This window comes from Cysteiniphilum sp. JM-1 (genome assembly GCF_008711525.1).
Classification (GTDB): Bacteria; Pseudomonadota; Gammaproteobacteria; order Francisellales; family Francisellaceae; genus Caedibacter.
This window is the reverse complement of record NZ_VXKS01000009.1, coordinates 39,997-65,410: the sequence shown is the minus strand read 5'-3', so window position 1 is coordinate 65,410 and position 25,414 is coordinate 39,997. Positions and strand designations below refer to the sequence as shown.

General features: G+C 38.0%; 13 protein-coding genes. 9 read left to right on the top strand and 4 right to left on the bottom strand.

Annotated features, from left to right (window positions below):
- Positions 1-299 precede the first annotated feature (299 nt).
- The 7 genes from F3D68_RS05680 (at position 300) to F3D68_RS05650 (ending at position 17,381) form a co-directional block, all read left to right on the top strand.
- Positions 300-8,795, top strand: coding sequence for a PKD domain-containing protein (locus F3D68_RS05680; RefSeq protein WP_151193481.1), 8,496 nt, complete (start codon positions 300-302; stop codon positions 8,793-8,795).
- Between the two features lie 665 nt (positions 8,796-9,460).
- Positions 9,461-10,927 carry a sphingomyelin phosphodiesterase gene (locus F3D68_RS05675; protein WP_151193480.1) on the top strand — a complete coding sequence of 489 codons (1,467 nt, stop codon included), beginning with the start codon at positions 9,461-9,463 and terminating at the stop codon, positions 10,925-10,927.
- A 113-nt stretch (positions 10,928-11,040) separates the two neighbouring features.
- Positions 11,041-12,828, top strand: coding sequence for a hypothetical protein (locus tag F3D68_RS05670; RefSeq protein ID WP_151193479.1), 1,788 nt, complete (start codon positions 11,041-11,043; stop codon positions 12,826-12,828).
- A 10-nt stretch (positions 12,829-12,838) separates the two neighbouring features.
- Complete coding sequence (locus F3D68_RS05665) at positions 12,839-13,273, top strand: hypothetical protein (protein ID WP_151193478.1); 435 nt, start codon at positions 12,839-12,841, stop codon at positions 13,271-13,273.
- A 20-nt stretch (positions 13,274-13,293) separates the two neighbouring features.
- Positions 13,294-14,766, top strand: a complete 1,473-nt coding sequence (locus F3D68_RS05660; protein WP_151193477.1) for an SGNH/GDSL hydrolase family protein — start codon at positions 13,294-13,296, stop codon at positions 14,764-14,766.
- Between the two features lie 133 nt (positions 14,767-14,899).
- On the top strand, positions 14,900-16,363 hold the full coding sequence (locus F3D68_RS05655) for a hypothetical protein (RefSeq protein ID WP_151193476.1): 1,464 nt from the start codon (positions 14,900-14,902) through the stop codon (positions 16,361-16,363).
- A gap of 148 nt (positions 16,364-16,511) precedes the next feature.
- The gene (locus F3D68_RS05650; RefSeq protein WP_151193475.1) at positions 16,512-17,381 is read left to right on the top strand and encodes a hypothetical protein; all 870 of its coding nucleotides are present in this window, start codon (positions 16,512-16,514) and stop codon (positions 17,379-17,381) included.
- 26 nt (positions 17,382-17,407) lie between these two features.
- On the opposite strand, the gene F3D68_RS05645 is transcribed toward F3D68_RS05650, so the two are convergent.
- On the bottom strand, positions 17,408-18,334 hold the full coding sequence (locus F3D68_RS05645) for a hypothetical protein (protein WP_151193474.1): 927 nt from the start codon (positions 18,332-18,334) through the stop codon (positions 17,408-17,410).
- A 377-nt stretch (positions 18,335-18,711) separates the two neighbouring features.
- Here F3D68_RS05645 and F3D68_RS05640 point away from each other — a divergent pair, with 377 nt between their 5' ends.
- Positions 18,712-19,395 carry a hypothetical protein gene (locus F3D68_RS05640; RefSeq protein ID WP_151193473.1) on the top strand — a complete coding sequence of 228 codons (684 nt, stop codon included), beginning with the start codon at positions 18,712-18,714 and terminating at the stop codon, positions 19,393-19,395.
- Between the two features lie 7 nt (positions 19,396-19,402).
- Here the strand turns inward: F3D68_RS05640 and F3D68_RS05635 are convergent, their stop codons facing one another.
- The 3 genes from F3D68_RS05635 to F3D68_RS05625 all read right to left on the bottom strand — a co-directional run bounded on the left by F3D68_RS05635 (position 19,403) and on the right by F3D68_RS05625 (position 22,319).
- The gene (locus tag F3D68_RS05635; protein WP_191092718.1) at positions 19,403-20,284 is read right to left on the bottom strand and encodes a helix-turn-helix domain-containing protein; all 882 of its coding nucleotides are present in this window, start codon (positions 20,282-20,284) and stop codon (positions 19,403-19,405) included.
- Between the two features lie 210 nt (positions 20,285-20,494).
- Positions 20,495-21,385, bottom strand: a complete 891-nt coding sequence (locus F3D68_RS05630; RefSeq protein ID WP_151193471.1) for a PAS and helix-turn-helix domain-containing protein — start codon at positions 21,383-21,385, stop codon at positions 20,495-20,497.
- Between the two features lie 16 nt (positions 21,386-21,401).
- Positions 21,402-22,319, bottom strand: a complete 918-nt coding sequence (locus tag F3D68_RS05625) for a helix-turn-helix transcriptional regulator (RefSeq protein WP_151193470.1) — start codon at positions 22,317-22,319, stop codon at positions 21,402-21,404.
- A 275-nt stretch (positions 22,320-22,594) separates the two neighbouring features.
- Between F3D68_RS05625 and cphA the strand changes: the two genes are divergently transcribed.
- Positions 22,595-25,408, top strand: a complete 2,814-nt coding sequence (cphA, locus tag F3D68_RS05620; RefSeq protein ID WP_151193469.1) for a cyanophycin synthetase — start codon at positions 22,595-22,597, stop codon at positions 25,406-25,408.
- Positions 25,409-25,414 lie beyond the last annotated feature (6 nt).

The window sequence follows — 25,414 nt, the reverse complement described above, 5'->3', positions numbered from 1 at the left end:
CTCCCGTTCCACGGGTGCGGTATGACTCCTCAATATGTTAACGTTGCGATTTGATTAAGCAGTATGCTTTGCTGCTTGGTGCTAATTTAACCAATGCTTGGTTTGATTACAAATGACTAAAAATGACTCCATCATTGAGAATGAAAAGCCAGTATCTTTCTCATCATATGATAGTTGATTTATTTTTATGATAAATTCATTAGGAAAAACCCTAGGTATGATCAAATATTTAGCCCGATATAATCTGTTTGCAGAAACTATTTGATTAAAAAAACAGATACGATGGGGTAGTCTTTAACATGCTTTGTTTTAACTATGTGCGATATTTATGTTTTGCAGCATATCTTTTACTTATTGCTGGGTGTGGCGTAAAAGGTGACGGGACGGATGAAACTAGAGTATCCATGGGTACGAATGTTAGTCTGCCACACTATATCAAGGAGCATAGTAAAGCCGTAGTCGTCTTGAAACTCTCCAATGATGATGGTGATCCCTTAATTATCGGCAGTCATTCGGATACGAGTCATGACGTTAAAATTTCAAATATTTTTATTAATAATAAAGAAGTGAGTTTAGCCACAGATTTAGCAAGTGTAGAAACTTGCTTTAATGATCGGGGTGTTTTTAAGCATTTTACACATGAGTGCACAATCCCTCTTTATGTTACGGCAAGCCAGTTAGGTGCGCTTAATTTTGATGTCAGTGTGAGCACGACAACAAACCAAGTATTTGATAAGCATTTTTCGACAACGGTTAAGCCACAAGGTAATGCGCTATTAGATGAGCCAATACTGAATTTTTTATCTGCACATAATAATGATATTTTTCTAAGTTATGATACACAGAGCGTGACACTATTTAATCCAAGTGTTATCCCTTTAAACAATGTTACTTTGTCTTATAATGATAAAATTGTCTCAAGGCAGCAGATAATCCCCGCATTAGCTACTGTAGATATTTCGCTTAATACAGGTCATTTAAGCTCATTATTCAATCAAGGTGTGTTTACGATTAGCGCTTCAAATATGCGTGATGATATTCAACTGAAAACTTATAACAGTCAGGCATTTTCGTTTAATAATGTTTATATTAGTCGGCCGAGTCAACGCTATGAAATGACGATCATACCTAAGCATGACTTAAAAGTAAGTGCTGTGAATATCATGCTGCCAAAGGGTGTGAGGATTGATAGCTATAACCCTTTATTTGTTGGCGGCATCTTGCAAGCGAATCAACGTTATAGTCTATGGCTTATTGCTGATACCGATAGCTTTGGCTCAGGCTTTATCAGTGTAACAGGACAGTTTGATAAGCAAACTGAAGTATATACGGGTAAAGTTGTGGTGGCGCCAATAAAATTACAAACGGACGTACCAATATTTACAGGCAATAGTAAGTCGTACTATTTCACAATATATAATGACTCGCCATTTGTTTGGCAGGGATTTTCTCAAGTCAATTTTGATGATAATGAGTTTGTGAAAGATCAGCGCTTTTCCTATCTCCCTCAGCCACAGGATTGCTTGCATTTGACATCACTTAAACCAAACGAAGCCTGTAAGATATATTATAGCTACGTACCACCGCAAAAAGAGCAACAAGATAGCGAGCCCTATTATCTAAAAATTAATGCGCTTGATAGCAATTTACAAGCTGATACTGAGATTCCTGTTTATGTTAAACCTGTTGGGCAAAAGTTTTGGCGTTTTTATCATAAAATAAATGATACTGATTATTTGTATACGCTTTACAATGGCAGTGACACGCCTGTTAGCACCGAGATACTAAGTAAAGGAGTTGACGTTAGTAGTCAGCTAAAAAGGCATGCTTGTGAGTTTGTAAATCAAAAAGTTACTTTAGCAAGTCATGGGGTATGTCAGTTTAAGGTAGAAGCCGGCAGTGAACTGGCAACATTAGATATCAAAAACAACTTATTTAACACCAGAGATTATATTTTCCCTATACATGGTGTTTTGGCAAATATGGGTAGTCAAATTCATATATTGCTATCACAAGATTCACAAGACAGTCAGACGATAGATGTTGCTAAGCTAGACCCTAAGATCAAATCAATACATAGCGCCATAGCAGATGAGCATGGAGATATTTATTTTGCAAGTGATGATGTAAGTAATACGCTATTTAAGTATAGTAATGAGCAATTATTTCCATTAACACTCTCTCAAACCTACCCGCAATTTCTGCAACACTTACTTTATATTGATAGTATGCAGGTAATACTTGTTACCAGTTATAATCCTGTGACTAAGCTAAATAGTGTTTATCAGGTTGCCAGTGACTTCAGTAGCGTTACCAAAGTTGCGAGTTTCACAGGCTCTATTCAATCATTGATTTTAGTTGGTAAAGAGCAAGCGCTACTTGCGATTAACACATCAAGTAACAGTGGGGTACGATATATTACTATAGCGCAGGATGCAAGCAAAACGCATATAGCGCCACTGATACATTTATTTGATAGTCCGCGCTATATTATGGCGCTATCAAGTCAGAATCGACTGATTAATATTCTTGTGAATTTGATGGGGCAGTTGACATGGTATCAATTATCAGACAAAGGTGAGCTGATATCGCGCTCAATTGAAGTCTCGAATATTCTGCCATATGGATTATTAAGTGCAATTACTGGTATTGGTGATGCGTTTTATATCAGTAATTTACGTTCTCAATCTGGTAAATATTTACTTTATTTTACGGCAGGTAGTAATGTCAAAGAGGTTTATCAAAGTGCAAGTAATTATCAGCATATGACCCTAGCAAACCAAGGCGTTTATTATAGCGCTAAAAACCATGGTGGAACCTATGATGTTAGTCAATTATCGCCAGCTCAAGAAGAAAAGGCTAAGAGCAACAAAGTGATGATGTCTTTGAGCAATAATCCTGCGTTTATGCAGTCAGTGAAGAAAAGTGTCATCTCAACACAGGATTATGCAGTCTATTTACCGCCAAAAATCACATTGCAAGAAGGGCAGAATTATTCACTGACACCGGTTATTTTCCCAGAGGATAAAAACTTGGGTTATCAGTGGGATTCTGCAAAAGAGGTACATGTTGTAGATAGTACGCAAAAAACAGTACAGATAATAGCTCCGGCATACCGTAAAGATCATAACATCTATGACTTTAAATTAGTTGTTGCCGATAGCAAAGGCAATAAACAAACGGTTTTCTCCTCACTTGAGGTATTGGCCGATAGCAAAAAGAAAGCAACAGCAAATGCTGGTTTAGCTCAGTCAGTAGAGGAAGGTAAAACACACCAAATACTTGCTAGCGCCGTTGCTGGAGAAGGTAGATCTATTAGCTCATATCATTGGCGTGGCAATGGTGCAAGTTATTTAAGTGATCCCAATGTATTACAACCCATTTTTACAGCACCTTCTTATAAAGGGGGCTTGCAAGATAAGTATGAACTAACATTGAGTGTGACGGATAATTCAGGCATTGTTAGTGAGCCTAGTAGTGTTATTTATACGGTAACGCCAGATGCGCTATTAGAACCAAGTGTTGAGATTGTAGCGGATACACAGGTAACAGAAGGGCAGAAGATAACATTAGAAGCAAAAGCAACCGCAAAAGGTCAGCGCAGTATCCCTGAGGGTAACTACCATTGGCTAGTACCTGAAGGTTGGGAAATTGTAGGTGATCGCAATCATAAACAATTAACAGTAAAAGTGCCTAAATATACAACAGCAGGTATTAAAGGAAGCTTTAAAGTTTCGGTGATTGATAGCGTAGGCGCCAAGAGTGCTCAAGCAGACCATAGTATTGAAATCATGGCAGATGAAGGTTTACAACCAAAGGTGAGTTTAGGTAGTGATCGCACGGTGATTGAAGGGCAAAGCATTACTATTAATGCAGTTGCCCAAGCAGGTGATGGTCGATCAATCAGTAAATATCAGTTCTCTGGTTCAGCAGTAGCACATTTGAAAGGACAAGATCAAGAAAGAGTCTTTACAGCTCCGAGTTTTTTAGGTGGTGAGGATAAGTATCAATTGCAAGTGATTGCAATTGATAATACTGGAATTCAAAGTAAGCCTGCATCTATTAATATCATTGTAACGTCTGATAGCAGTAAAGATCCTATTGTAAGCAGTATTAGTGATAATAAGGACAGTGAGGTAGTTGAAGGTGATGAGATTACTTTAATAGCGCATGCCCAAGCTGGTAATGGTAGAAGTATTCCTGCCAATGCCTATCATTGGCTAATAAAAAATAAGGTATGGAAAATAGATGGGGCAAGTGATGAACGTGAGCTTCATTTGCAAGCCCCTGCTTATAAGGGGTCATCTGAAGATGAGCTTGAGATGAGTGTATTTGTCACCGATAACACACAGCAATCAAGTGCGACAGTTCATCACACTATTATTGTTATGCCTGATTCAAAACTGAAACCTGAAATTATTATGGTTAATCCTCTAAGAAAAGTAACAGAAGGTGAGCGGATTAATGTTGATAACATTATGGTACAAGCAAAAGGGCAGCGTCAAATTACCAGCTATAAATGGATAGCTAGTGGTGGTATTCAGTTAAACGGCTCAGACACCTTAAGTCCCAGTTTTACAGCGCCAGCTTACCAATTAAACGGTAATGAATATCAGTTGGAGCTGACAGTGACTGACTCAACAGGGCAGATATCAACAAAAATACTTAACTATATTGTAGAAGCTAATAGCACTCTAAAGCCTACGGTAACGATCCAAGGCAGTACAGAAGTGACTGAGAGCCGAGAGATCACCTTAAGTGCTAATGCACAAGCCAAAGGTGGGCGTAATATCCCAGAGAGTAACTATCGATGGCAGATCCCTAAGGACTGGGTAATTGAGGGGAGTGAAGTAGCAAAAAACATTACCTTAAGGGCACCGGCATATAGTGGACTAGGTCAGGAAGGTGAGATTGCGTTAAAGGTTATTGATAGCTCAGAGATAAGTAGTGATCAAACAATATTAACGATATCTGTTAATCCTGATGACGAACTTAGACCAATGGCAAATGCGGGCGGTAATCAAACAATAGAAGAAGGTCGTTCTTATAATATATCAGGCTCAGCAAATCCCAAAGGTAGCCGATATATTAAATCCTACACATGGAGTGGTGATGGTGCACAGCATTTAATATCAGGGAAAGATACCGCGACTCCCGTATTTAAAGCCCCAGCATATAGGGGTAGGGCAGATAGCTATCATTTGTCTTTGGTTGTTACTGATAATACAGGCGTTAACAGTGCGGTTAGTACGGTGACTTATACGATACAAGCCAATAGCAGTTTAAAGCCGATGGTAACGATTGAAGGTGATACACAAGTTACAGAAAGTCGAGAGATCACCTTAAATGCTAATGCACAAGCCAAAGGTGGGCGCAATATTCCGGAGAATAGCTATCATTGGCTGGTTCCTAAGGGCTGGGTGATTAAGGGGGGTGGTACGGCAAAACACATTACCTTAAAAGCACCGGCGTATAGCGGACTGGGTCAAGAAGGTGAGGTTGCATTAACCGTTATTGATAATACAGGGGTAAGTAGTGATCAAACAACCTTGAGCATATCCGTTGAGCCTGATGATGCACTTAAGCCAACGGCCAATGCAGGAGGTAACCAAATAATAGAGGAAGGTCAATCTCGCCAAGTATCAGGTTCAGGCAGTCCAAAAGGTGGTCGACATATTACATCTTACACATGGAGTGGTGATGGTGCACAGCATTTAACATCAGGGAGAGAAACAGCAACACCCGTATTTACAGCGCCTGCATATAATGGTGTCTCAGATAGCTACAATTTATCATTGATTGTTACCGATAATACAGGGGTTAAAAGCATTGCTAATACAGTGAAGTATACAATACAAGCCAATAGCAGTTTAAAGCCGACGGTCACAATCCAAGGAAATAAACAGGTTATAGAAAACCAAGAGATCACCTTAAATGCTAATGCACAAGCAAAGGGTGGGCGCAATATTCCAGAGAATAATTATCATTGGCTTATCCCTAAGGGTTGGGCGTTCATAGGAGATCAACACGCAAAGCATATTACCTTGAAAGCACCGGCATATAGTGGGTCAGGTCAACAAGGTGAGATAGGATTAACAGTTATCGACAGCACAGGGGTAAGTAGTGATTACGCCATATTAACTATATCAGTTGATGCGGATGATGCTCTAGCGCCAACGGTGGTATTAGGCGGAAACCATCGTGTTATTGAAGGAGAGAAGATAAATATTAATGCAATAGTCAATGCAGGTGTTGGACGAAATATTGAAGACTATCAGTGGTCTGGAACTGCTATGGCACATACAACAGGAGACGATACGCATAAAGAGTTTACTGCACCTATGTTTAATCAAGGTGGTAAAAATAGCTATGTGCTTAAATTAACCGTTACCGATAATACCGGAGTGCAAACTGAGCAATCGATAATAATTAATGTGCTTGAAAATGTGCAATTACAAATAGCAGCAACAAAACCATTACCTGAAAATATTATGATTAATCAACCTTATAAAGTGCAGTTTCGCGTGATAAATCAAGGCAATCGAATTGCCAAAGGCTTAGGAAACATTATTTTCTCTGATGGCTTACAGCAAAGTAGTAGTACTTGCTCTCAAGACTTAGGCATCGCTGATTCTTGTGAGATTCATGCTGTATTTGAAACAGCGACTAAAGGTGCCTATACGCCCACGATAAAAGTAATGTATGCAAATAAAGCACAAATGATGGCAAGTGTTGGAAGTACTGTGGCTACTGAAGTTGAAGCTTTACATTGGGACTTTGCAAAAGAGGGTGACAGGCGTTTTTCCGGTGTTACTTTGGGCTATAAAGATAAGTTTATCAATGATAATGCACAATTACTTGCCTATGTAAATGTAGCTGATCTGCAAGCAACTACAAATACAGAGGTATCTGGTTTACCAAGTAAGTTGACTGATAAAGAAATCACTGGCAACCCAGATCACACGGCTTTTAGCGCAGAGCTTAAAAATGCGCAAGGCAAAGTTGTCAGCTTTAATTTTAAAGGTTATAGAAGTCTTATCGATGGCAGTCGTTGGTTCCCATTAAATAGAGTAACTGATCAAATGTTAGATAAAAACCAAATGGTCTTTCAGTTGGTCAAAACAGCTGCTTATGATCAAGCACACGCGGGTCGTTATACAGGACAAGTATTAATGAGTGTCAAAGATCCTGATTTTGGATATCAGTTGATATACGATGTGGCTTTAACCGTCATAATATATAAAGCCCCAAGCATTACAATGCCAGATAATGGCAATATCACTGAGCAAACTAATAAAGTGTTAAGTGCTACTGTAGAGGGCGATACAAGTGCACCAGATCAAACACTTAGCTATCATTGGCAGGCATCAGATCCTCATATTGTAATCAATAATTCGAATCAGTTAAACACAAGCTTTGATGTGCCAGCTTATCGTGCAAATGGTAACAATCAATATACATTCACTTTAACGGTGACAAATGCGTATGGCAAATCATCAACTGGGCAGGTGACGTATCAAGTAACGCCTAATGATGATTTTTTGCCAACGGTTAATATCAATGGTGTGAGCGGTATTATCGAGTCTCAAGAGTTTAGCTTAAATGCTGGCGCACAAGCTAAAGGTGGGCGAAGTATAAGCAATTATACGTGGCATATTCCCGCACCTTGGCAAATTATTAGCGGCGCTAATCAAGCACAAATTACCATTAAAGCACCTCAATATAAATCAGCAGGGCAAACTGCTAATATCTCTGTAGAGGTGATGGACAGTGAAGGCTTTAAAGCAAATGCACAGCATTCAGTAGCAATTAAACCAGATCCCGCACTAGCGCCAAGTGTTACTTTAGGCACAGATCAGGAGATTCTTGAAGGTCAAAGCATACGCTTAAATGCGCAAGCAACCGCTGGAAAAGGGCGCAGTATCCCGAGTAACAATTATTACTGGAGTGCGAGCTGTGGTAATTGCTTAAGTGCGGGCAATGTCTATAATCCAATGTTTACTGCGCCTGATTATAATCTGAATAGTAACCAATATAATATACAAGTCTCAGCTGTAGATGATAGTGGTCAAAGTAGCAGTACAACTGTTGTTAAATATAGTGTTAAACCAGATCCACAGTTAAATCCAAGTGTGAAAATTATTGGACATGAAGCAACAGTAATAGGTTCTGAATTAACACTTGAGGCACAAGGAGGCGCAAAAGGGAGAAGACAATTGGCAGCACAACCTTATCTATGGACAATTCCAAGTAATTGGAAGTTGATTTCAGGAAGTAAAACCAGCGCAAAAATTGTATTACAAGCACCAAGTGTTGTAAGTAATAATAATGTTAGTGTAAAAGTGATGGATAATTTAGGTTTTAACTCGAGTGCCACTCAAGAGATCGCTTCTGTGGCTGAGCCTAATTTGGGCACATATATGCAGACTATTTCGGATAGCAAATATGATTTACGGACTCATCTTATATTTAATTTTTCTAATTGGTATATCGAAACGTACGGTGTGAAATTTACTAATTATAGGGGGACAATAGATGATTTTCAAAATATCCCAATATCACAGGCGCATCAAGGTGTACTAACTTGGGTGGAGGGTGACAGGGAAATTAAATATAGTAACTACTATGGCGGAGGTGCCAGAGATGATTTGTATCATGATTTAAAAACAGTTGCACCATATTTTTGGAATTGGAACTCCACGCCGTTTGATTATCATTTAACGTTTAAGTTAAAAAACAAAAAATATCCGAGCCTTGTTATAACTAGGCGCTTTGATTATTCTGTTTCACGTTAGTAAGTGATATGTCTGATAAATGGTATATAAAACTAATGCCGCTACCTTAAGAAGTAGTTTGTGAATATAAACTTTGCAAAAAGCAGACATCAACCATCCTTGGCAAACTGGATTGCCGCGCATCCATGCTCGCAATGACGCCCCTGACTTGTCATCCTGAACCAGGATGGCGTAAGGATCCAATGCGAAGCGACCATGGATGGTTATCAATCCTCCTAAAGGTAGTGCCATTAGTATATAAAACAAGATGACTACAACAAAAAAATAGCAATAGCTGCAATTGCTATAACAGATATGGCGCAGACACCACCAATAGTCCAAATTACTTTCATCTCAGGTTTTGTCATTTTTTGATTAAGGTCGCTACTTGATCTTAATATACTCCATGCATAATAGTGCATTACACTTCTTTCCTTTTTTATTAATTTATAAATGCCACATGTTGTGTGTAGCTGCGTATGCCATCCAAGCGCATAAATAATTTATGAATTTGACGGACAGTGCTAAGGTAGTCAAAAACCGATAAATGATTAACAGGGAAAAACCCTAAATTATGTAATTTTTTAACTATTGAGTGCTTTTACTAGTTATTTAAAATTTTTTAAGTGATTAGAGTTTTATTAAACCAATGATGGGTTGAAAATAAAAAAGGATAAAAGGAAACAATGATGAAAAAATCTATCTTAATATTCAGTTTATTATGTAGCGGTTTGTCATATGCGGAATATCATATTGAGTTTATTAATAATACAAATAGGGCAGTAAAAGCGCATTCCTCTTTCAATGCCGGTGCATCATCACAAGCAATTTCTACCAGTGCGTACAAGGGATATGATAATGATATTTCACCTTATGGGTATGCACCTTTATTTGATATTAACTATAACGAAGGGATTAAAAATGGTCAGACATATTGTTTTGTCAGTACATTAACGGATCTAAGTCATCAAAAAGCATTTAATCATATTGATTTTAATCTATGTGTTAGAGGGGACTGGGTGGGCTCTAGTGTTATGTCTTCTGATAGCGAAGTGCACACTGATGATGGGCGTAGCAAAATAACACTTTTTGATCGCAAACCAACACCAGGAAGCTTTCCTTATAATACTCAGCTTATTAGCAAAAAAGAGATATTTACACATGATGGACAGGCTTTTAATTTGTATGTAGGTATTGTACATCACGGCGCTAGTGTGCAAAGTACCGATGATATTTTCTTTGTGCTTGATGCGCCACAGCAGTCATTGGCATCTGAAGTTAATGAAGAAGCTAATGTATTAAATGTTTTAACCTATAATGTGCAGTTAAATCCTTTTTACTTTGCCGTAGGGAATACGCGTATGAATATGGCCAGTGAAAGGGCAACGATTATCCCTACTAAAATTCAGCATTATGATGTTGTTGTGGCTGAGGAGTTATTTGACAAAGCGCATCGTGAGCACTTTATTGCCGGAATGAGCAAATCTTACCCTTACCATTATGGTCCAGTTTATCCCAGTGAAGTTGATCCAAGGCTAACCAGTGGTGTGGTTATATTTAGCCGTTGGCCAATTGTGCAAAACGATGCACTGATCTATAGTGATTGTACTGGTTCAGATTGTGGTGCTCACAAGGCGATTCAGTGGGTTAAAATCAATAAAAAAGGTAAGCTTTACAATATCTTTGGTACACATACTCAAGCATGGAATGATGAAAAGGCGATTGCAGCACGAGATCGACAATTTCAACAAATATATAGCTTTATTCAAAGTAGAAATATTCCAAATACTGAGCCAGTATTATTGGCAGGAGACCTAAATATAAACTGGTGGGAAAAGGATAAAGTACAGTATAATCGCAATATCATGCCGCACGTATTGCAAGCAGCGCATTGGATTAATCAAGCACTAGTACCTTACTCATCTGACTTCATTAAGAATAAGATGAATACCGATGACTCACGCGAAATGTTGGATTATATTTTAGCAATCAAGGATTATGAGCAACCAATTACACAAACCTCACAAATTTTGGTGTTAAGGGCGCCAGATGAGAATGCGATGTATGATGGTGGGCTTAAAGTGCCGTATGCACCTTATGGGATGCTTGATTTATCGGATCATTTTGCCTTAGAAAGCCAGCTTGTTTATTAATGATTTTATAATTTCCTAAATATCAGACTAATTGAAGTAATTTCTCAGAATTTCTCAGGAGAGAGCAATAGGGGTAATAGTAAATAAGATATCGTTATAAAAGGAGAATGGAAATGATAAGGAATATAACATTAATTGCATTAGCAATGATCTCAGGTGTAAGTATTAGCAATGCGACTGAGCTTATTAAACAATATCAAACGATCCGTCATCATATAGAGGGTGATCAAACTAATATCATGCAGTCCAAATCACTTGTAGGCAGCCCACTGGCGGTGATTGACTATGCTGAGCTTGGTGTTGGTGTCATGCCGCTAGATAATGCATTAGCGGCGGTTAATTGTATCGAGTTACCCAAAGATGATGAGGTTTCTTTTGGTGTTTCTGAAGGGAGTCTGAGCTTGAAATTTATAAAAGAAGAACAAGAGCTTGCCCAGGAGCTTAATATCAACTCAACAATTAAAGGTAATTACGGATTACTATCGGGTAGTTTGCAGGCCTCCTATCTGAGTTCACAGCAAAATAAAAGTAACGCATTAAGGCTTACTTTTTTATCAAAAACCTATCGCAAAGTGCGTTTAAATTCACGTGTGAAACTCAATCAAGACGGTCAGATGTATCGCCAGACACCGCAGTTATTTGCAAAACGCTGTGGTAGTAGCATTGTCGTTGGGCAGTCATTAGGTTCATATTTGTTAGCGTCAATCAATATTGATATGGAATCTTCTGTTGCTATGAGTGAGTTTAAATCGCAACTTAATATCAGCTATGCCACCTTTGTTGATGCATTGATGAGTGTCAAAGCAGCATCAAAAAATCTTGGTCTTAAGACGAGCATTAGCATTACGATTAAGCAAGTTGGCGGCAATCCATCATCAATTAATTCGATTCTAAATAAAGCGGGCGTTAAAGACGGATTTTTATATTGTAATGCCGATAACATGGATAAGTGTATTGGGGTTGCCAATGCGATTATGGAGTATATTGCTGATGATAAAACAACCACGGGTTATTCGTATCAGTTACAGCAAATTGACAAAGCGAAAACGTATTCACAGTTAAAATCAGCGGGTGCGGTTAATATCGGGTTACCTTCAGAGATTGACAGTAGTAGTATTGTTGAGGATGCCAAGGCACCAGAGTATTTTGATGAGAAATCAAAAAAGCTCTTTGATTTATACAATGCGCAGGCAAGCATTTATTCGGCAGCACAAAGTTTATCAAGTCTCACAGAGGATGGTAGTGATCTGCGTCGCATATTGACCCACTTTAAAGAAACTGCTAAAAGTAATATGACCACCATTGAGCACAATTTAAATCAATGTATGGGTGAGTCAGGTTTTGATCATTGTAATGCGGATGTGAAGCTTGCCACATATGATAAGTCCTCCCTTAGTGAGCTAGAGCTATTTAAGCATGTCGGTGTGTTAAAAAATAACTTCAAACAATATGCGCTTTATCCATGGACATCATTGCTACCAAGTAATCAAAGTTGGATTGTGGCCGTGAAAAACTCTGTTGATCAAGCAGGCGCAAGTGCTCAAAAGCGTGTGTTATTATCTGGAGATTTTGGCACGCAGAGTAATTATATTTATCAAGGGATTGCGCCTGTTGCTAAGCTTGGCAAGCGTTATGATAACCAAGATTTCTATGCACAGAACGCAGATGAGTTTAATTTCAATGGTCATTATTACTATTTAACCTTTGATCAGTTATCACAAGATGGTTTGCAATTTGAGGCGCTAAGTTTGGGTATCAATGGTCTTCCAACAAAGAATGCTACGGTTTATCTATGGGATCCTTACAATACTTATGGCTATGGAGGACTGCTGTCATTTAATTATCACTACATCAAAAACAATAGTGATTATCAGGATATTATCGAGCATATCGTCAGTTAAGGAGAGCAAAATGAAGATGAAACATATATATAGTTTAGGCTGTTTGTTACCTGTGGCAGCCTTGGCGAATGTTGGAATTGATGTCATGGTTAAAAACAATTGTGTTAATCCGATTGAAGTGACAGCGAAAGAAACACACTTAAAAAAAGTTATTGCGCAAGATAGCGAGGTGTCATTAGGGCAAATTGCAACAGCAAGTTATGATTCACCACCGTTAAATGAAGAAATTACGGTTAAAGAATCGGGGGATTCGATTGTCAATATCATCGGCAAAATCCGCTTGACATTAACGCCAGGGCTGTGGACTAATACCATGTATGTTGCACCTTTACAAGGTGCGCTGACAATGTCTGTTTATGATTGGTGGACAGAAAATCTCAATGAGACATCAACTTGGTGGAACCGTCCAAGTGGCACGCCAAAAGTACGCATCAATGTTTGTTAAAATCTAGGAAGGAGTCATATATGTTTCGTACAAATAAAAAATCATTATCAGCCGTTATGGCATTATCTTTAATGGGATGTGCTGCATTAAGTAATGCTGATGCAAGATCAGAATTGATCTTAGAGAATAATTGCCCTTATCCAGTGACTTTTAAAATAGATGGCGATAATGCCGGATCAAGTTTCAGTACAGAAGTTTCGCCCAATCAATACCACTTAGCCGATAGATATACTAATAGCAATACATTGAGCCATACGACTTCAGATATTCATATATCTTTTGCGCCTTCTACAGATGCCAAGGCACGATCAGGCAGCGTCCAGTACTTGTTAAATAATGGTTGGACAAGTAATAATGCAACCTTTAAGAAGCTCAATGGTGAGATTGAGGTTGAGCATGGTAATCTTGCTCAGGATTATCAAAAATCATGGCATAGTTACACCTTGTCAGGTAACTATAATATTCCAAGCTTTACCGTGTCTGCTTGCTCAAGCGCATTAAGCATCAAGGGAAGTGCGCTTGAACATGTCAATCGTGTCTTAATTTTTGGCGATAGTTTAAGTGATCAAGGCAATATTTATAAGTTCTCAGGCGGATTAATTCCAAAATCCATCCCATACTATACTGGCATGTTTTCTAATGGCAATGTATGGGCAGTGCAGCTTAAAAATATGCTTAAGCCTTATGGCGTTGAGGTTAGTAACTACTCAGTTGGTGGTGCCACGGTTGTATTAGCACCAAGCTGGGCGAGCCAAGGCTTGCCTTATAATCTAGCGGCAGAAGTTAAAATGTATCAGTTAGATAAGCAAAGCTGGTCACAAGGTGAGAATAAACTGGCAATCTTCTTTATTGGTGCCAATGACTATCTCACCGCCGATAAATCGATGAGTAAAGAGGCAATGGATCATGCGGTGAGTCAGGTTGTGGGTAAGATTATTTCCTCAATTGGCGAAGTTGGTGCAGATAATGCGTTAATTATTGGGCTGCCAAATCTAGCTTTAACCATTGAATCAAAAGAGCTAGGCAATGAATCTGTGTTAAGTTATATGAGCAATCTACACAACAACTTGTTAAAGCAGTTTGCAGCCTCTCAAAGCAATGTTAAATTTATTGGTATTGATGCGATGTTTGAATCAATGTTAAAAGACCCAGAGCAGTTCAATCAAACCTATCACACGCGGCTAGATCCTAAGGTCATAGGGCAATCTTGTTGGCAAGGTGGATATTTTGCAACACATTTAAATGCCGAATCTGAGGATCCAAATGCTTTTTATCGAATGTTGTTAATGAAGAATGCAACAGGTGAAAATAATCTAGAGTACGTTAATAAAGTACCGTTATCTGCTGATATCAAAGCAACGATTATGGCTTCAACCAGTGGACAAATGTGTAATGACCCATGGCGCTATGTCTTCTGGGATCATGTTCACCCAACGTATCAGGTACAAAAAGCACTGTATCAGTATGTAATGCACCAGATTGGGGTTAAATGATTTTTTAAAGCAATAAAGTTATGCACATATTATTTTAGGTGTTTTTTAGATTCTTGGATCAAGTCCGAGAATAACCGCGAGTTGTCCTATTCGGGCTTGAGCTGAATATCCATTATTACCAAAGAGAGGGAATATGATCTATATAAAGTTAAAAGCTTTCCGATCAGCTGAGAAGGTTAAGCAAGCATTTTTAAATGGGCTTAATTTTTATATCGATTTATATAAGATACAATCCAATAAATCGAGACTGAATGAATTTTTATCTGGAGCTACACAATTTGGCTATAGCTTGCATCATATATCACAAAGCAGTGTTGCACGGGCATTAAATTGGCAGAAAAAGATGACCATGCCTATCTCAGATCAAGCCTCGTATGTCAAAGAAGTATTAAAACAATTTTTGGAGATTGAATCAAAGCGTTCCAGTAGCACGATAAGCTCAATGATTACCATGGTTTGTCATAGCCTCTTATCAGAGGCGTCGCATGTGATCATCACGCCACAAAATCATGATGCCCAGGCATTTAATCTGACACAGTACTTGAAGTGTATTGCTTTGGTTAAAACAAGTCATAAAGTTGATTTATCAACCTTAATCAAAGCGATGATGACTTTATTAAATGGGGCAAATAGTAATACTTTTCAAGCGGTTAAAACCTCTCAAATAACAGCATATGCAGATCTGAATGATCAACAGAAAATGCAGTATATGTGTTACTGTGCACTGAGCAAATGCGCTGTAGAAGATCTTCAAAAGTTTTTTAATGAAGACGAGTTGACACTATTTAAAAAGATCCGTTTTGATACAGCATCAAGTTATATCGATGATTTAGCTCTACCAAACTCAAGCTCCAGCGCATCGCTTAAGACTCAGAATTTTGTTGGTGTTTGTGCTAGTTTGACATGGGCAATTGATGAATATATAACGAAGTTTGCTAATAATACGGGGATAAAAGCGCCAAGCAATCGCTCAGTAGCGGATATTGGTGCTTTATCAGCTTATGCTGAGCATGATCTAAAAAACGCCCCTGAAACCGAGGGTATTCTAAAAGGTGGGGCAATTGGTAATAATCCTGTGCCATACGTAATTAGTGGACTTAAAGCAATATCAAACAATATTCCCGTTATTAATCAGGCAAGTAAAGTATTGGGTAAATTAATTGATATGGCATTTAAGTCAGAAGGTTATGGTTGGATACATCGCCATGGGATCAGTGGGCAAATTCGTGCCTATTTACTTCGTTTTTATACATACAATAGTTTGATGTTAGTGGCGCAAGAGTATGGGAATTACATGCATGGCTCAGGTAGTGATCCTATTAATGCCCAAGATAGAATGATGAATATTTTTTACTATGTTGAGAGCTTTAAAAATGCCTATCAAGCTTTTTATCCATACTTGCCTAATGCTAAGCAAGAAGGCTCATTAGCCTTTTATCTGGCTATGTATTGCGATCCAAGTAATAATAATTTTGGCAAACCAAATCAGCAGAAGGTTGAGCAATGGAGCCAAAGCAAGCTTAATTGGCATCATGCTAAAAATGCACACCAAAAAATCAATGATCACTTTGGTTTTGATGTGATGGATTTGTTTTAAACCATAAAATATCATGCTCATTTTGTCTTAAATTAATGTTTCTTGAAGTGTATTTCCTAGATTGTTATTGGTGTTTTTACTAGCTGATCGGGTTTTTAAAGATTGATATGCTAAGTGACATGTTTTATAACATATTGGTAGCAAAAAGATGGATCAGATAAGCATTGCTTTTGTAGATAAAAAAACTTTTAACAATCCAAATATGAGATTCGGATTAAGTATAGAAGTTGATATTAATGATATTCTTCAGTCAAAAAAGATAGAGCGGAGAGACTACCTTGCAAAGGATGATTGCTTATATTTAATTATTGGTGGACATGGATCAGCAAAACTATCTCATAGTCCATATGTTTTTACAGATAAAGGAATGGGCTTTCCATTTGTAAATTTAATCACATGTTTAGAACCAATTATTAGCCAATATACTTATGTTTTTATAGATTTATCAATTTGTTATGCAATGTTTGCGAATGATTCATTTGATTCTTTGGGCTACTTTGTTGCGTCAACTATTCTAAATCGAGCTGAATTTAAAGTGCAGCAATGCTTTGTTTTTGGTATGCCTGAAATAGTGCATGCAGAAAAATTTGCACCTTGGAATAGTCGAGAATATAACTTTAAGCATGGTGAAAAATCTTCACTTTATATTGAACAGTTGGATAAACTGCAGGAAAAAATGGATAGCATTAGCCAGAGTAGCGAACAATGGAGGCAGATTGATCAGATATATAAAAAAGTAGACTCATCTTTAGATAGCGAAATGGCAAAGCTTGAAGATAGAACATATCTTAATGGAGCTAATTATGTTTATGCTTATAAAGATAGCAGCTCCTTCCCAGTATTAATTGAAGGAGCTTTTAACCGGAATGTAGGACAACCTAAATCTTTCTCAAGGAATCGCGATGTGCCTAGAGTCTTGGAGTGGATGAGAAATGTAGTTAACTTCAATATTAAGCGTGAACATATTCCCACAGTCTCTGAAATAAGAACACAAATAAGCAAATTAGTAACGTATTAGGCGTAATGAGAAAAGCTAGACGACAACTATCTTGACACATAGGGATGGGGTAAAAACTGTTGGGGGTCAGGAATGACAAGTGTATCTTTTTTCTTGACGCGTATCAGCACAATATCATCACCTTGAAGATGGTTTGTTGCATAGGTAAAAAAATTATCTTTTAATCCATATAGATCAAAGAAATATATATGCGTAGCACACATATAAGCTTCGGCATTCCATTTTAACTTAGCCAATACCATACAGGCTAGAGCAAAGGTAGAATTAGGGTTATCATATATTAATGTTTGTAATATACTTTGGCGTTGTTTATTTTCTTTCACCATCTCATACAGCCTCATGAGGCTGATGTAAGCATCTTTAATTTTATTTTTTTTAAATTTGGGAAGGGTGTCGAATGCTAATTGAAAGTGCTCAAATGAATCAGTAGGAAGCTGGCAAAAAATAGTTAAATTAATTGGTTTTTTTCTGTGTCGTCTGGTAAGTGTCTGTTTATTGACAATAATTTGGTTAATATCATTTTTAAACGCACATTCAAGATCTGCTACAAAGTCTGAGCAATAGAGTCCATTTTTTGCTAAATTTTGCAGATTTAAGTCGTGGGTTTGATAGCTTTTAACCATCCTATCAAATATAGGGTTGTTAATAAATTCAGATACTTTATGACTTAGCTCGTTTGTTGGGATATCTGCATCCATAAGCATTTGACTGCATTCTTTCAATAATCGATTATAGCTTTCTTGAATTCGCCTAGTTTTACCTTCAGCCAATGCACCATTTTCATTTTCATGAAGTTTGAAAGTGCGATTGTATGACGTAGTAAGTCCAGAATGTTCTATGAATTCTCTAAATGTAGATAAGCGAGTAATATGATAGTAGTATGCATCACGAGTCTTTTTATCTTCTGTGCAGTGTAGCCATTCCGGTGGAATCTTTTTATAATTAAATGCCATAGATAACCTCTCAAAATTTAAATAAGCTGCTGGTTTTATAGTGGCATGACAACAGTCAGAATCAACATCTTACTTCTTTTTTGGTTTTATAATAACTAGTGATTTTCCTAAATATTTTTAGATTACAGGTATGTATTAGCACACTTCATTTGATTGGTATTTTTACTAGCTGTTTTTATTTGATCAGAGTTCATAATCTTTAGATTATATGAATTCTCCCTGAAGAAGTATATTGGAAATAGTTTACATGCCTAATGATAGAGGAATTAAAGAAATAGCAGACATAATCTAGTTAGCTAGGGCTAATTCGCTTGCGAATATAAGTGAAAGTAAATCTAAATCAAAAAATAAATAAGAAAATAGACCAAGGAGTAAATATGTTAGGATTTAATCGTCATGATCCAAGAAGGCATCCAGTTTATCGCGCAAATATGAGGGTGCGTTTACCAAATACCGTTCAACTAACAAGAGATTCTACGCGAATGATTGATAAACATTTTGCTCAAGGGTTTCCACTTGTCGGCTTAATTAATATGAGAAATGGGGATATACATCTTTTTCCAGGCTATCAACAGTATGTTTGGAAGATGACAAATTCATTAGATGGAAATACTCATATGAATAAGTACTATAGCTTAGTGGGTTTGAGAGCACCTTATGACCCACCAAGTGATGAACGTTTAATAAAAAGATTTAATAGGTGTGATACTTATATGGAAGCAGTTCAAAAAAGACTTGAATTTTTGCCGAGAATAACTGAAGTACATGATGCACGCACTGGAAATTCAAAAGCTTACTCATCACATGAAGTGTTTAAAAAATATATTGAGAGACCAAATGATGATGTATTTGCGGGCTTTTCCGTGGGACTTGATCAAGGTGGGCATGTAAGTTATCAGTCTGTGTCCAGAAGTATGAATCAACCATTATTTGGAGATCGTGAGATCCCTCGTTACTTTATGCAGAGAATTGAAAACTGTATAACAGATTATATTTCTGGAGTTCGAGGAACAGTTGCTAGAGTTCAGGGGACAACTAGATTCTTGGAAACTGACGTATAATAATTTTTCAGCTTGCAACATCCCTCTCAATAAAATACCCATGAAACTTGCCGATTAAAAAGGCAAGTTTTGTTAATTTATAGCAGCCAAATTTTTGTTTGATATTGGCAATATGCCACTCAACGGTTTTGCGTGATATCGCTAAGATAGTGGCGATTTCACTGCTGGATTTCCCCTCGACAAGCCAATTAATACATTCCATTTCACGCGTTGATAAGTCGATATTAGCGTCAGTGGCTCCTGTGGTTTGTGCATATTTTACAAAAAGACTTTGGTGAATATCGCGCAGATTCATCGAAAACCCATAAAGTTGATTATTTTTATGATGCGTTGCACAAAGCATGGTGTTGTGAATGAGTTGGTTATTATCGTTACGATACGCTTGCTGCTCAACAAAATAGTAGGGCTCATTTTCATTTTTAGTAAAGCAAAATGCGTCATGCTCACGAAACTTATGCGCTGATTCACACCACGGTAAATCGACATCTTTACGCCCAACAATGCTTGTTGCTCTGGCGGCTTGTGTATGGTATTCATTAGCATACAAATAGCTACCAGATTGATCCTTAATAAGCACTGAAGCTGGTAGGTGCGCAATCAGTTGTTTTATCGTTTGTTTGTCACCATGATTACGCTTTTCACGTTTTACGACTTTAATACTAATATAACGTTCGCTGATACCTTGATGATGTTGATACCATCTTAATGTGAGTGTTTCATCCGTCGTATTATCATAACTTGTAAGCTCATTGTGGGAATGTGTTAGTAGCTTTTCAATGTTATCAGCAGTATGACGTAAGTTGATGGGTAAATCTAACAGCATCTTGGCGTAGTCATTATAAAATGTAATATTTAAGTTTGGTGTGCTAATAATGAGTGGGATATGCATATTGTCACAGAACGAAATAATAGTCTGTCGGGTGTCCATAAATTAAGTATGTAGGTGATATTTTTGGCGGATTATAGCGCTAAAAAAACACGCTGTAAAATTTTCATAAAAACACCTAAAAAGCTTGATAAAATAAGCGTTCAACAGCAGTCAACATATGATTGTGAAAATTATAATCGCGGTAAATATTCTAAAATTTTATCACTTTTATTACTTCATAAAGTGGGCGTGATATTTGCCAATCATAAATGCTAACTTACTGGTCTTATAACAATTTAGTTTGCGCTTGGCATTATCTAAATGAAATTCGACGGTTTTATGGGATATATTTAATTGATTGGCAATGGTCGATGCAGTATGACCTTTAACCATGAAGTTAACACAACGAATTTCAGACTCCGTTAAATTAATATCAATGTCAGGGGCGTCTGCTTGAGCAACCTCAGATGCCAGTAGTGCTTCATGTGCTTTGGACATATTAAGGGCAGCACCATAAATATAATCTTGACCATCGATGGTGGTATAAAACTTCATGGTGAGCACAAGTGCGTTATGCACGTGTTCATATACAAAAAGACTAGATTTGGTTTGCAAAAGTTTTAAATCATTTTGTGCTATTTTATTGCCATCTTCATCACCAAAAGCATCATAATGTGAGCGCCCAATAAGAGAGTCAAACCCTGCGAGTCGGTTATGATAAGTATTGCTGTAAACATAAACACCTTGCGCGGTTTTCATAAAGGTTGATATTGGTAGTGTCTCAAATAAGCTGGTAAGTTTCATGTGGGTATTTTTCAGATATTTAGTAACGATACGAATACTAAAGCAATAATATTCGTGATCACTACTAAGCAAATCCCAGCGCAATTTGAAATCATACGTTTTGTTGGCAATCATACTATAGAAAGTCTCACCTTTAGCGAGTAATTTGATATGCGTGGCGTTTAGGTTTAATTCTCGTTGTAGGGAGTCATCAAAAATATGCGGAATATACAGGTTATAATATGCCACAGAAAAATCGTGTCGACAGACGATAAGCGGAATTTGCATATTTTGACAAAAATCGATATAACACTGCGTGGTAGTTGTTTTATTGATCATGGCGTTACACAAGATATCAATGTTTAACAAAGTTGGTGTGATATTTTCCAAGCAAAAAAGCAAGGCTTGATGCTTTTTTACAGTGTAGTTTTTTTCTAAGCTTTGCAAGATACCATTCAACTGTTTTTTGTGAACGATTTGTCAGTTGTGCGATCTCCCAAGCACTTTTGCCTTGAGACATCCAGTAAGCGCATTCAAACTCCTGTGGCGAGAGTGATGTATCATTGACATCAATCGGAATTTGCTCCATTTGCTGTAAAAGTTTGGCATGAATAAAGCTAAGATTGATTGATGAGCCGTAAAGATCTAAGCCATCACTTGTTTTGATTGATAAGAACGTTGTTTGTTTGTTGTCAATGGTAACGGTTTCAAAAAAGTAATTCGGTGCAATATCGCCAATAACCTTGTAATCATTTTGGGTAAGGCTCTTTGCATGATTATGCCAGATGAGGTCATGATCGGTTTTATTGTTGATGCTTTTTACATCTGCAAGATGGCACACATACTCATTGCCGTACATATAAATGCCTTTTGCATCTTTGACGTAATTGGCAATAGGGATTTGCTTGGCAAAATGTTTTAAAATTTGTTGATAAGATTTAGGTAGCTTCATAAGCTCAGCAATATTAATACCTATCCAATAATGATGTTTACATTGATAAATGACATTCAAGCGTAATGTGAACACTTGGTTATTTGCTTCATGTGTTATGTACTGGGTGCCTAAGCGCGATAGACTCTCAAATGAAACTAAGCTGTGAAATTCATTTAATGGCAAATTAATTAGATCAAAATTTGCTGTGGTCTTAATGGGTTCCCCTAAATCGTTATAGCAAATAGCGACGATATTTAGTTTATAACAAAAATCTTCAATATGATCTTCTATACTTATGCCTGAATTGCTAGATACCCCATGAACTGTAGCAACACTCATAAAAAGCTCCTTATTTTGTGATTAAAGCAAACTCATTTTGCTGTTTATTTATGGTATGTTGGCATGAGGTTTTGATCCACTGGGAAAAATACTGGGAAACCAATTAGCTTGTTTTGCATGAAATATCTTCAGCCTGTTGTCTTCTTAATCATTAAAATTGCAAAATACAAAAATTCTGATACAGGAAGCGTCAATGTCTGCTATACAAAGGGTTTAACTTTGATTATCCTAACAACCAGTGTCTTTGGAGAAAAATTACAAACAGGGAGAATGCGATGCAAATACTATCCACGAATGTCTATATTGGACCAAACATCTATGCCAGCTTTCCGGTCATAAGACATGTTATTGACTTGGGTATTTTAGAAGGGTGGCCATCGGCAAAGCTTGGTGCTGATTTTATTGATGCCTTGGTTGAGGCGCTTCCGGGGCTGAAAGAGCATGGTTGCTCATATCGTGAGCCAGGTGGTTTTATACGACGCATGCGTGAAGATGAAGGTACATGGATGGGGCATATTTGGGAGCATGTAGCAATTGAGCTTCAGGATGTTGCAGGTAGCAATGTAAGCTTTGGCAAAACGCGCAGCACTGGTGAGCCAAGACAATACAATATGGTGTTTGAGTATAAGCAAAAAGATGTTGGTTTGCAGGCGAGCTTCTTAGCACGTGATTTACTGATTTCGCTATTACCTCAGGAGCTACAGCAAGCGCTTAATGTTGATCTTAAAGATTTTGATTTTGAAAACGAGAAGATTCGCTTTATTAAGTTTGCCCAAAGTAAAGAGTTTGGTCCAAGTACTGGATCATTAGTGGAAGCCGCGACAAAGCGCGATATCCCGTATATTCGATTAAATGACCAGTCTTTAGTGCAATTCGGTCATGGCAAGTACCAAAAACGTATTCAAGCGACGATTACTGGAGAGACCAAACATATTGCCGTTGAGATATCTTGTGATAAAGAGCAAACCAATACGATTTTAAATGGCTTAGGCTTGCCTGTGCCTAAGCAACGCAGTGTGCGCTATGAAAGTGATGCGTTATCTGTTGCCCGTCACTTAGGTTATCCACTAGTCGTTAAACCGTTAAATGGTAATCATGGTCGTGGTATAAGCATTAATATTCAAGATGATGAAACCTTAAAACAAGCATTTGCAGTGGCGAAAGAGCATGGTCGCTGGGTTATTTTAGAGCAGTATGTCGAAGGTTTTGATCATCGCATGTTGGTTGTTAATGGTAAATTAGTCGCGGTGGCAAAACGCGTTCCTGGGCATGTTGTTGGTGATGGTGAGCATACGATTGCGGAACTAATTGATATTGTCAATGAAGACCCAAGGCGTGGTGTTGGGCATGAGAAGGTATTAACGCGTCTTGAGCTTGACCATCAAGCATTGACGCTATTAGAAAAAGCCGGACTAACCTCAGAGAGTGTTTTGCCTATGGGTGAAATTTTCTATTTACGCAAAACAGCGAATCTCTCAACTGGTGGTACGGCGATTGATTTAACCGATGTAGTGCATCCGGATAATCGTGAGATGGCAGAGCGCGCAGTTACCGCGATTGGTTTAGATGTTGGTGGGGTTGATTTCCTATCCCCAGATATCACCCAGTCTTATCAAGAAGTGGGAGGTGGGATTTGTGAGGTGAATGCAGCTCCTGGCTTTAGGATGCATGTATCACCAAGTGAAGGCTATCCACGCGATGTCGCAGGTGCGGTGATGGATATGTTATTTCCTGATACAGAGCGCGCACGCATTCCAGTTGCAGCCATTACTGGCACGAATGGCAAAACAACGACAACGCGTATGGTTGCCCATATGTGGAAAATTGCTGGTAAATGTGTGGGCTTTACCACAACCGATGGCGTTTATGTCAATGGTAAATTAAGTGTCGCAGGCGACATGACAGGACCTAAGTCCGCACAAATGGTGTTGCGTGACCCTAATGTTGATGTAGCTGTATTTGAAACGGCGCGTGGTGGTCTGCTTAGAAGTGGTCTTGGCTATGATTATTGTAATGTCGGTGCTTGTATTAATATCGCTGAGGATCACATGGGGCTTAAGGGTATTAATACCTTAGAAGAATTAGCGGAAGTGAAACGTATCGTGACTGATGCAGCACGTGATGTCGCTGTATTAAATGCCGATGATCCGCATTGTTTAAGACTATCCGCTTATACACAAGCTGAGCATATTATGTATGTGACGATGAATCCAGAGCATGCTTTGGTCAAAGAGCATATTCGCGCAGGGGGTAAGGCCGTTGTCATTGAGAAGGGTGTTAATGGTGACATGATCACCATCTTTGATAATCATATTCACATGCCGGTATTATGGACGCATTTGATTCCTGCAACCATGGAAGGGCGCGCTGTTCACAATGTACAAAATGCCATGTTTGCCGTGGCGATTGCTTATAGTATGAATATGAGCTTAGATGATATTAAAAATGGATTAAGAACCTTTACAACCTCGTTTTATCAAGCGCCAGGACGCATGAACTGGTTTGATGAGCATCCATTTAAGGTATTAATGGACTATGGCCATAATCCAGCAGCTGTTTTAGCAATGGGTAAGTTGGTTGAGCAGATTGATGCTAAGGGCATTAAGACTTGCGTGATTGCAGCTCCCGGGGATAGACGTGATCAGGATATTGCCAATATTGCCAAAGCGGCAGCTCCTTATTTTGATCAGTTTATCTGTAAGCAAGATGATGGTCTAAGAGGGCGCAAGTCTGGTGAGGTTCCATATAAATTAAAAGAGGCATTGCTAGAAGCTGGAATTCCTGAGAATAACATTCAGATTATTGAAAGCGAGCAAGAAGCAGTTGATTATGCATTACAACATGCCAATGCCGGTGATCTTTTGGTGGTATTTGCAGATAACATCAAACGCACCTGGAAGCAAATTATTCATTTTAATAAAGAAGATGAGGCTTCGGAAAATACCGTCACAACAAAGACTAATACAACCATTGAATTAAGCAAAAATCATGGTTTGGCACAAGAGATTGTACAGATGATGCAAGGTGGCATTATTGCCGATGAGCGTGGTGTGCGCCTTGTTGCTGTTGTTGAAGAAGATGCCGATTAAGTAGGT